Raw genomic sequence first — 10,709 nt, forward strand, 5'->3', positions numbered from 1 at the left:
AAATGAGCCAATTCCGGGCAGATTTCATTTTGTAAGCCCGGCGGCATTCAGTAAAAATGAATCTGCCTAACTGGGGGGCGATGATCGTTGGTCACGGGGGCGACCGCACGCAAGCACCGGTCCGGTGCGGGAGCATGTGCGTTCGTCAGGCTGCGTTTGCGCGGCCAGTGAAGCGCATGGGACGCGGGGAGAAACCCTGCGCCGCAGATCGCCGTTCGCGGCGTTCGATCTCCCCACCAGACATGAGGCATTCGTGCAGGTTGCCCCGGCGATAACGATGTCGTCCGAGGGGTTTTTGGTTTGGTGTCGCGGCCTGGTCCGAGTGCCGGCGGCCGCTCGAAGGAGACGACGATGACGAACACAGTCAATGACCCGCACGCGGCGAACCTGATCGGATTCTGGGATTTCCAGCCCGGCGATCCGACGGCTGACACCGGACTGGCCGACGGCATCGCGCAGGACGGCCACACGCACGGCGACGCAAGCTTCTCGGGCGGGCAGTTGCACACCGACGGAAGCAACGACTACTTCGACGTGGAAGCCGACAATGGCAATGGCAGTGATGCCCCCTTCGACCTGACCGAAGGCACGGTGAGCGTGCGTTTCACGCAGGACCATCACGTGGGAAGCTCGCCCGACAGCGTCGTCAACCGCGGCGAGAAGGACGACAAGGACGACGAGGGCTGGTTCGAGCTGCGCGTGACCGAGGACGGCCGCGTCGAGGCCGAGCATCACGACGGGGGCAACAGCACGCTGTTGCAGACCGAAGAGGATTTCTTCGAGGAGGGCGACACGCTCGAGGCCAGCTATTCCTGGTCGCCCGACACCGGCGCGACGCTCGAGGTCACCAACGTGACACAGGGCACCAGCACCACGCTGACCGATCCCTCGGCGACCGACCTGACGATGGACGTCACCGACAACGACGACGAAAGCTGGACCTTCGGCGCGCGGGAAACGGACGACGGGCACTACGCGCAGGAATTCGCGGGCTCGATCGATTACGTGAAGGTCTATGACAAGGATGTCGTCAACCCCGGCGGCGACGGCGTTGTCGAGGGTGATGACACCGCCAACGACATCGACCTGGCGTACACCGGCGACCCCGAGGGCGACATGATCGACGCGGGCGACGCGCCCGACGGGTCGAACGACGACGTCGTCGATGCCCGCGGCGGTGACGACACGGTGGAATCCGCGCTGGGCGACGACACGGTGTTCGCCGGCGCCGGCGACGACTCGGTCGAGGGTGGCACCGGCGACGATGTTCTCAAGGGCGACTCGGAAGCGCCGTCGGCCACGCGGGAAAGCTTCGAATGGGACAAGGCACCCGATCCCAACGGCCCAAACCCGATCGAGGACGGTGACCCGCTGTCGGGTTTCACCCAGAACACCGGCAGCGTCGACGTGACTTTCTCGGTTCTCGACGAGAGCGGCGATGTCGAAACGGAATTCGCCGACAACGACCAGAACGTCTCGGGCATCGACGGTGGCAGCGAGACGGTCGACGAGAACAGCTCGCTGTCCAGCGATATGGAGGATGATAGCGATTCCTCGGCCTACCGCCTGGACTTCTCGAAACCGGTCGAAAACGTGGACTTCCGCGTCAACGACATCGACGGCGACGGGCAGGTGCGCGTGCGCGCCTACGACGATCAGGGCAACGAGGTGCCGGTGACGCTGACCGGCGGCGACAAGCTGACATTGTCCGACAGCGACGGTGACGGCGTGGACGACACCGCCACCAGCACGGGCGGCTACCAGCCCGATGACAGCGATGACTATTCGCTCGGGGTCGAGGTCGACGGCCCGGTCTCGCGCATCGAGATAGAGCACGAGATGACCGGCGGCGCCGACAGCGGGATCAACGTCACCGACGTGCATTTCGACGCGGCCTCGGGCGGTGGGGCCGCCGGCGCCGGTAACGATACCCTTTCGGGCGGCGAAGGTGACGACGTGATCCTTGGCCAGGGCGGCGCCGACGTGCTGACCGGGGGTGACGGCAGCGATTCGGTCGAGGGCGGCGATGGCGACGACACCATCGACACCAGCGGCAGCGAGCCGCTGCCCGACGACGGCTTCGGCACCACCGTGCCGGAGGATCCGCATCCGGGCGACGACCTGGATACGGTCGCCGGGGGCGCGGGCAACGATTCGATCACGACCGGCGATGATGCCGACGTCATCACCGGTGGCGCAGGCCAGGACACGATCGACGGCGGCCTCGACGACGACCATATCGATGGCGGCACGGGTGACGATGTCATCATCTCGGGCGAAGGCAGCGACACCGTCATTGCCGGCGAGGGCAACGATACCGTCTATGGCGGCATCAACGAGTCGTCGGCCAACATCCCCGACACGGCCGGCGATCCCGAAGTCGACAACGGCGACGATTCGATCGTGGCCGGCGCCGGCGACGACGTGGTCTTCGGCGAGGACGACGACGACACGATCGAGGGCGGCCTGGGCAACGACACGCTCGACGGCGGGGTGGACGACGACTCCATCTCCGGCGGATCCGGCGATGACATGATCACCGGCGGGCAGGGCGCGGACGAGCTTTCGGGGGGCGACGACCGCGACACCTTCGTCATCGGTTCGGCCGAGGACGGCACCGGCGACAACGTGGACGGCGGCACCGGCGGCGACGATGTCGACACGCTGGACCTTACGGGTTCGGGCCCCTTCGAGATCGTCAATGAAACGACCGATCCCGACGGCGATTCGACGAGCGGCACGATCAACTTCCTCGATGTACCGGGCGGCACCACCACCGGCTCCATGACCTTCTCGGAGATCGAGAACATCGTGCCGTGTTTCACGCCGGGCACGGTGATCGCGACGCCGCAGGGCGAGCGGCGGATCGAGGATCTCAGGGCCGGGGACCGGGTCATCACCCGCGACAACGGCCTGCAGGAGATCCGCTGGATCGGTCGCCGCGCGCTCACCGGCGCCGAGCTGGCCCGCGCATCGCACCTGCAGCCGGTGCTGATCCGCGCCGGCGCGCTGGGCCGTGGCCTGCCCGAGCGCGACATGCTTGTGAGCCCGCAACACCGCATGCTGATCAGCAATGACCGCACGGCGCTCTATTTCGAGGAGCACGAGGTGCTGGCCTCGGCAAAGCACCTGACGGCAATGCCGGGGATCGAGCGTGTCCGGGCCAATGCCGTCACCTACATTCACTTCATGTTCGACCATCACGAGGTGGTGCTCTCCGACGGGGCCTGGACCGAGAGCTTCCAGCCGGGCGAACAGACGCTCGACGGGATGGGCGCCGCGCAGCGCGACGAGATCTTCGACCTCTTCCCGGAACTGCGCGACAGCGAGGGGCGTGCGGCCTACGAAGCGGCCCGCCGGTCGCTGAAGAGGCACGAGGCACAACTCTTGGCGTCCGCCTGACGCGCCCCGGGTGTGCCGGCCGCGCTGCGGCGCGCGCGGCCCTCCGGAATCGGTCGAAGGGGGTCGTCGCGATTTCGGGCGAACAATCCCGGCGAATTGCCGGGATTGTTTGCATTTCGGAAACGTCGCGTTGGCACTACCGCGCGTTGCGTGCCCGCCACGCGGCCCACGCCTCGGGTGTGTCGAGATCCGTTGTCGCCCGTGCGCCGGCAAGCTGAACGCGGGTGACTTGGGAATCTTTCAGTATCGCGCGCGCCCCCGTGTCCCCCGCAAGATCCAGCAGGTCGCGGTAGAGCCGGGGCGGAAAGACCACCGGGTGGCCGGGCGTGCCGGAATCGTCCACGGCGCGCGCGGGGCGGTCGGGCGCGTCGGCGAAGCCGGCGAAGACCGCCTCGAGGTCGCTCGGTTCGAGTTCCGGGAGGTCCGCCAGCAAGACCATCAGGCCGGCCGCGCGTGTATCCTGCGCCCGCCGCGCCCCGGCGCGCAGCGAGGCGGCGATGCCCTCGGCCGGGTCCGCCACCGTTTCCGGGCAGAGCCGGGCATCCGCGATCCGGTCAAGAGTGGCGCGGCGTGCGGGGGCGTCGGGCGGCAGGGTCACCAGCACGCGTGCGCCGGTCGCCAGAGCGATCTTGGCCTGGCGGGCGAGCAACGGCGCGCCCGCGACGGGTTCGAGCAGCTTGTCGCGGCCACGCATGCGCGTGGCCGCGCCGGCGGCCGGGATCAGGATCAGGATATCGCGCATCCCGATCAAGCGGGGCCACCGTGCACAAGGGGCGCTGCCCCTCTTGCCCCGGACGGTGTCCGGGGCAATTCACCCCGGAGTATTTGGCGCAAGATGAAGTCTGCGGGTGAAGGCGGGATCATGCACCCGGTGATACGCCCCCGCGCCCCTGTCGGGCAAGTGCGCGGCGCGTGGCCGCGGCGCGACCTCACCCGCGCATCCGCGCGCCGTCGGCATCGAACAGCGGTGTCGTCAGCCGTGTCGCGGCCCGCATCCGGCCGAGGATCTCGATCTCGGCCTCAAGGTCCGGGGTGGCATGCCCGGTCGGCACCAGCGCGAGCGCGACGGATTTGCCGGCGTGGTGCGAGTAGCCGCCAGAGGTGCAAAAACCCTGCACGCGGCCGTCGATCCAGACCGGCTCGAAGCCGTTGACGTCGGCGTCCCCGGCCGCGACCTCGAAGGGCACCAGCTGGCGCGCGGCGCCCTTTTCGCGCTCGGCCTCGGCGGCGGCCCGGCCGATGAAATCGGCGGTCTTGGACCATGCGACGAAGCGGTCCATCCCCGTCTCGCCCGGCGTGTAGTCGGGGCCGTATTCGCGCAGCCACGCGCCGAAGAACTTGTCGAGCCTGAGCGACATCATCGCGCGCATGCCGAAGGGTTTCATCCCGTGCGGTTGCCCGCGGGTCCACAGCACCTCCCAGAGCGCGCGCTGGGCCATCGGGTCGCAGTAGATTTCATAGCCGAGGTCACCGGTGAAGCTCACCCGCTGGACCAGGCAGTCGACCATGCCCAGCGTGGCGTGCCGCAGGTCCATGAACCGCATCTCCGAGACGGTGTCGCGGGTGCAGGCCGCCAGCACCTCGCGGGCCTTCGGGCCCGCGATCTGGAAGCCGTTGAGGCGGTCGGAGATGTTGTCGACCTGCACGCCCTCGGCCTCGTTCATCTCGAACCAGCGCATGTGAAACGCCTGCGCGCCGTAGGAGGCGGTGAGCTGGAACGCCTCCTCGCCCAGGCAGGAGACGGTGAAATCGCCCCAGAGCCGCCCCTTGGGGCTGAGCATCGGGGTCAAAGCGACGCGCCCGGGTTTCGGGATGCGCCCGGCCATGATCCGGTCGAGCCACGCGCGCGCGTTCGGCCCGGTGACGAGGTACTTGCCGAAGTTGTGGACCTCGTTGATGCCCACGCCCTCGCGAACCGCGGCGACCTCGCGCGCGGTGGCGTCCCAGGCGTTGGAGCGGCGGAAGCTGGGGGTTTCGAAACGCCGCTCGTCGCCTTCCGCGAAGTAGTTGACGACCTCCAGCCCGTACTGGTGGCCCCAGACGGCGCCCATGTCGTCGAAGACGTCGTACATCGGCGTCTGGCGGAAGGGCCGGGCGGCTGGCAGTTCCTCGTTCGGGTAGGCCACCGAGAACCGCTTCTGGTAATTCTCGATCACCTTGGGACGGGTGTAGCCCGGCGTGATCCAGTCGCCGTAGCGGGCGACGTCCATCGCGGTCACGTCGCGTTCGCATTCGCCCTCGACCATCCACTGGGCGAGCATCAGGCCAACGCCGCCGCCCTGGCTGAAGCCCGCCATCACGCCCACGGCCGACCAGTAGTTGCGCAGCCCCGGCACCGGCCCGACCAGCGGGTTGCCGTCCGGCGCGAAGGTGAAGGGGCCGTGGATCACCGATTTCACACCCGCGCGTTCCAGCGCGGGGAACCGGCGGTAGGCGAAGTCGATGCTCGCCTCGATCTTGTCGAAGTCGTCTGGCAGCAGTTCGTGCCCGAAGTTCCACGGCGTGCCGTCCACGGCCCACGGCCGGCAGGTCTGTTCATAAAAGCCGATGCACAGCCCGCGCCCCTCCTGGCGCAGGTAGCTTTCGCCGGCGGGATCCATGACGTGGGGGTGTTCGCCGCCCGCGTCGATCAAGGCCGCGATCTCGGGCACTTCCTCGGTGACCAGGTACTGGTGCTCCATCGGGTGCAGCGGCAGGTAGACGCCGGCCATCGCGCCGACCTCGCGCGCCCAGAGGCCGGAGGCGTTGACCACGTGCTCGGCATGCACGGTGCCCTTGTCGGTGACCACGTCCCAGGTGCCGTCGGGGCGCTGGTTCGTTTCGTGGACATGGCAGTGCGTCTCGATGGTGGCGCCGCCCATCCGGGCCGCCTTGGCGTAGGCATGCGTGGTGCCGGAGGGGTCGAGGTGGCCGTCGAGCGGGTCGTAGAGCGCCCCGATCACGCCCTCGGTGTTGGTGACGGGGGCGAGGCGCGCGATCTCCTCGGGGCCGACGATCTCGGTCTCCAGCCCCATGAAACGATGCTTGGCGCGCTCGGCCAGCAGCATGTCCATCCGGTCGCGGTTGTCGGCCAACGTCACACCGCCCACGTGGTGCAGGCCGCACGACAGCCCGGTGATCTCTTCAAGCTCGCGGTAGAGCTTGATGGTGTAACCCTGAAGCGCGGCCATGTTGGTGTCGCCGTTGAGGGTGTGAAAGCCGCCCGCCGCGTGCCATGTCGATCCGCTGGTCAGGTCCGAGCGTTCGATCAGCATCACGTCGGACCACCCCAGCTTGGTCAGGTGGTAGAGCACGGAACAGCCGACGACTCCGCCGCCGATCACGGCCACGCGGGTGGTGGTTTGCATGGAAGACCCTCCTGTCGTTTGGCCGCAGCCTGCGGGCCGGGGGGCGCCCCCGGCATGCCGGAATCCGACAGATGCTGTCGTTTTCCGGCCCGCAGCTTGTATCACCGCGACGGGAAATGTCGGGAACCGGCAATCGCCGGCGGGGAATCGGGGACAGTCTGGCGGCGACACAACACACGGGTTTTCCCATGAAATCGCACGCACAGGCCGTCGTGATCGGGGGCGGCGTCATCGGCTGCTCGATCCTTTACCATCTTGCGAAACTGGGCTGGCACGACGTCGTCCTGCTCGAGCGCGACGAGCTGACATCCGGCAGCACCTGGCACGCCGCGGCCAACATCCACGGTCTGCACGACAGCGCCAACATCAGCCGGCTGCAGCATTACACCATGCGCCTTTACAAGGAGCTCGAGGCAGAGACGGGGCAAAGCTGCGGCGTGTTCCAGCCCGGCTCGCTCTACCTCGCGCAGACCGAGGACCGGGAACACCAGCTTCGGCTTCAGGCGGCCAAGGCGCAACTCTACGGCATGAACTTCCACGAAGTCACGCGCGACGAGGCCGAACGCCTGCATCCGCTGGTCGATTTCGACGGCGTGCGTTGCATCATGTGGGAGCCCGAGGGCGGCAACGTGGACCCTTCGGGCGTGACCAACGCCTATGCCGTGGGGGCGCGGCAGGAAGGGGCCGAGATATACCGCTTCACGCCGGTGACCGCCACCGTGCAACAGCCCGACGGCACATGGATCGTCGAGACCGACAAGGGCGAGATCCGCACGCCCTGGGTCATCAACGCCGCGGGGCTGTGGGGCCGCGAGGTGGCGAAGCTTGCGGGCATCACGCTGCCGCTGCAGCCCACCGAGCACCAGTATTTCGTTACCGAGACGATCGCGCAGATCGCGCAGGCCGGGCGCCGGCTGCCCTCGGTCGCCGACCGCGACGGCGAATACTACCTGCGGCAGGAAGGGCAGGGGCTGTTGATCGGCGCCTACGAGCGCGACATGCGCTTCTGGGCGGAGGACGGCACGCCGCTGGACTTCGCCCACGACCTGTTTCCCGACGACCTCGAGCGGATCGAGGACAACATGATGCGCGCCATCGACCGGGTCCCGGCGGTGGCCGAGGCCGGCATCAAGCGGGTCATCAACGGCCCGATGATCTGGTCGCCCGATTCCAACGTGCTGATGGGGCCGGTGCCCGAAAAGCCGGGTTACTTCGTTTGCGGCGGAATCATCCCCGGCTTCTCGCAGTCGGCCGGCATGGGGCTGATGGCCGCGCAGTGGATCACGCAGGGCGAGATGGAGTACGACATGTTCGCCTGGGACCTCTCCCGCTTCGGCGAGTGGGCCAACGACGGCGATTTCGTGAAGGGGCGGGTGCGCGACGCCTACGCCCACCGCTTCGCGATCCATTATCCCAACGAGGAACGCGCGGCCGGGCGCCCCGTGCGCATCCGGCCGGTCCACGAGATGCAACGGGAGATGGGGGCCGTCTTCGGGCTCAACTACGGCTGGGAGCACCCGCAGTGGTTCGCCGGTGCGCCGGGCACCGAGGACACGAACGGCTTCACCCGCCAGAACTGGTTCGAGCCGGTGGGCCGCGAGGCGCGCATGCTGCGCGAGCGGGCGGGGATCATCGACATCTCCAACTTCGCGAAATACCGCGTGGCCGGCCCGGGCGCCGAGGACTGGCTGAATTCCGTTTTCGCCAACCGGATGCCGCGGGCGGCGGGGCGGTCGTGTCTGACGCCGCTCATCTCGGTGCGCGGGGGCATTGCCGGCGATGCCACGGTGACGCGCACGGGCGACGAGGAATTCTGGATCGTCTCCTCGGGCGCTGCCGAACGCTACCACAAGCGGTTCTTCGACATGGTGCCACTGCCCGCGGACACCACGTTCGGAAGCCGCACCGAGGCGATGTGCGGCTTCAACGTGGCCGGGCCGCGGTCCCGCGAGATGCTCCAGCGGCTGACCAACGCCTCGCTGGCGACCGAGGATTTCCCGTTCATGCGCTCGGCGATGCTCGAGATCGCCGGCGTGCCCTGCCTTGCGCTGCGCGTCAGCTTCACCGGCGATCTCGGCTGGGAGCTGCACTGCGCGACCGAGGATCAGGCGCGGCTGTACACCGCGCTGCTCGAGGCCGGACAGGCCGTCGGCGCCGGCCCGGTGGGGGCGCGCGCGCTCATGTCGATGCGCATCGAGAAGGGGTACGGCTCGTGGGGGCGGGAATACAGCCCCGAGTATTTCCCCCACGAGGTCGGCCTCGACCGGCTGTGCAAGATGGACAAGGCGTTCCTGCACAAGGCGGCGGCGCAGCGCGCGATGGCCGATCCGGCGCGCGAGCGTCTGGTTCTCGTGCAGATCGACGAGGCTGCCGTGACGGCCTCGAATGCCGATGCCACGGGGGGCGAGCCGATCTTCAGGGACGGCACGCCGGTCGGGCGGGTGACCTCGGGCACCTACGGCTACACCGTTGGCATGAGCCTCGCGCTGGGCTACGTGCGCGCCGGGGCCGCCGCGCCGGGTGACACGGTCGAGGTCATGGTACTGGGGCGCCCCCACGCCGCGCGCATCCTGGAGCGGCCGCCCTTCGACCCCGACGGCCACCGCCTGCGCGCCTGAGCCGCCGGCCGGCCGTCGCGCCAGGCGTTTACAACGGGCGGATCTTCAGCTTCGTGATGCGGTTGTCCTTGCGCGCCACGACCTCGAAGCGGAAGCCGTGGAAGCTGAAGACCTGGCCGACCTGCGGGATCATCTGCGCCTCGTGGATCACCAGCCCCGCCACGGTGTTGGCCGCCTCGTCCGGCAGGCTCCAATCGGTGGCGCGGTTCAGGTCGCGGATCGTCATCGCCCCGTCGACCAGGAACTGGTTGTCCTCGCTGCGGCGTATGGGGTGCTCGGCGTCGGGGTCGAACTCGTCGGTGATCTCGCCCACGATCTCCTCGAGGATGTCCTCGAGCGTGATCAGCCCCTGCAGGCTGCCGTATTCGTCCACCACCAGCGCGAAGTGGCTGCGCATGCGCAGGAAGGTGCGCATCTGGTCGTCAAGCGTCGTGGTTTCGGGCACGAAGTAGGGTTTCATCGCGACGTCGCAGATGTCGAAGTCGTCCAGCGCCTCCGCGCCCTTTTCCGGGTCCAGCGCGAGCTTGTGCATCGCGCGCAGCAGGTCCTTGGCGTGGACGATGCCGATGATGTTGTCGGGATCGTCGCGAAAGACGGGAAGCCGGGTGTGGCTGCTGTGCAGGCACTGGTCGAGGATCGTGCGCGGTTCCTCGCGGGCGTCGATCATCTCGATGCGCGACCGGTGCAGCATGATTTCCTCCACCGCCCGCTCGCCCAGGTCGAGCGCGCCGAGGATCCGGTCGCGGTCCTCCTTTTCCACCACGCCCTCGGAGTGGCCGAGGTAAAGCGCCCCGGCGATTTCCTCGCGCACGGCCAGGATGTGGCTGTCGGGGTCCGTTTGCACGCCGAACACGCGCAGGATCCCGCGCACCAGCAGCCGGACGGCCGCGACCACGGGGGCGAAGATGCGCACCACCGGCTTGATCGCGGGGGCCGCGCGTGATGCCGCCACCTCGGCGTTGGTGATGGCATAGGTCTTGGGTAGCACCTCGGCGAAGATCAGCACAAGCAGCGTCATCACCAGCGTGGCCAGCGCCACGCCGGATTCACCGAACAGCCGCGTGAACAGGGAGGTCGCCAGCGACGCCGCGAGAATGTTCACAAGGTTGTTGCCCAGCAGAACCGAGCCGATCAGCCGCTCGTTGTCCTCGGTGATGTCGAGCGCGCTCTGGGCCCCCTTCGATCCCTTGTCGGCGCGCGAGCGCAGCTTGCCGCGCGAGGCGGCGGTCAGCGCCGTCTCGGACCCCGAGAAGAAGCCCGAGAGGACCAGCAACAGCGCGATCGCCCCCGCGGTGATCCAGAAGGCGGCGTCGAGTATCGGGGATGTGATTTCCATTTCCGG

At 68.3% G+C, this 10,709-nt stretch carries 5 protein-coding genes; 2 read left to right on the forward strand and 3 right to left on the reverse strand.

Going from position 1 to position 10,709, the window contains the following annotated elements:
• Positions 1 to 351: 351 nt before the first annotated feature.
• Positions 352 to 3,402: a Hint domain-containing protein gene (locus CEF10_RS03315; RefSeq protein WP_101066198.1), complete on the forward strand. Its 3,051-nt coding sequence runs from the start codon at positions 352 to 354 to the stop codon at positions 3,400 to 3,402.
• Between the two features lie 136 nt (positions 3,403 to 3,538).
• Here the strand turns inward: CEF10_RS03315 and CEF10_RS03320 are convergent, their stop codons facing one another.
• Together CEF10_RS03320 and CEF10_RS03325 are read right to left on the reverse strand one after the other, a co-directional pair.
• Positions 3,539 to 4,144 carry a nucleotidyltransferase family protein gene (locus CEF10_RS03320; protein ID WP_101066669.1) on the reverse strand — a complete coding sequence of 202 codons (606 nt, stop codon included), beginning with the start codon at positions 4,142 to 4,144 and terminating at the stop codon, positions 3,539 to 3,541.
• A gap of 187 nt (positions 4,145 to 4,331) precedes the next feature.
• The gene (locus CEF10_RS03325; RefSeq protein ID WP_101066200.1) at positions 4,332 to 6,749 is read right to left on the reverse strand and encodes a GcvT family protein; all 2,418 of its coding nucleotides are present in this window, start codon (positions 6,747 to 6,749) and stop codon (positions 4,332 to 4,334) included.
• Positions 6,750 to 6,937: 188 nt separating this feature from the next.
• Here CEF10_RS03325 and CEF10_RS03330 point away from each other — a divergent pair, with 188 nt between their 5' ends.
• Positions 6,938 to 9,367: a GcvT family protein gene (locus CEF10_RS03330; RefSeq protein ID WP_101066203.1), complete on the forward strand. Its 2,430-nt coding sequence runs from the start codon at positions 6,938 to 6,940 to the stop codon at positions 9,365 to 9,367.
• Positions 9,368 to 9,395: 28 nt separating this feature from the next.
• Here the strand turns inward: CEF10_RS03330 and CEF10_RS03335 are convergent, their stop codons facing one another.
• A complete protein-coding gene (locus tag CEF10_RS03335) occupies positions 9,396 to 10,703 on the reverse strand; it encodes an HlyC/CorC family transporter (RefSeq protein WP_101066205.1) in 1,308 nt (435 codons plus the stop codon).
• Positions 10,704 to 10,709 lie beyond the last annotated feature (6 nt).

This window comes from Roseovarius salinarum, from assembly GCF_002834145.1.
GTDB classification, from domain to species: domain Bacteria; phylum Pseudomonadota; class Alphaproteobacteria; order Rhodobacterales; family Rhodobacteraceae; genus Roseovarius; species Roseovarius salinarum.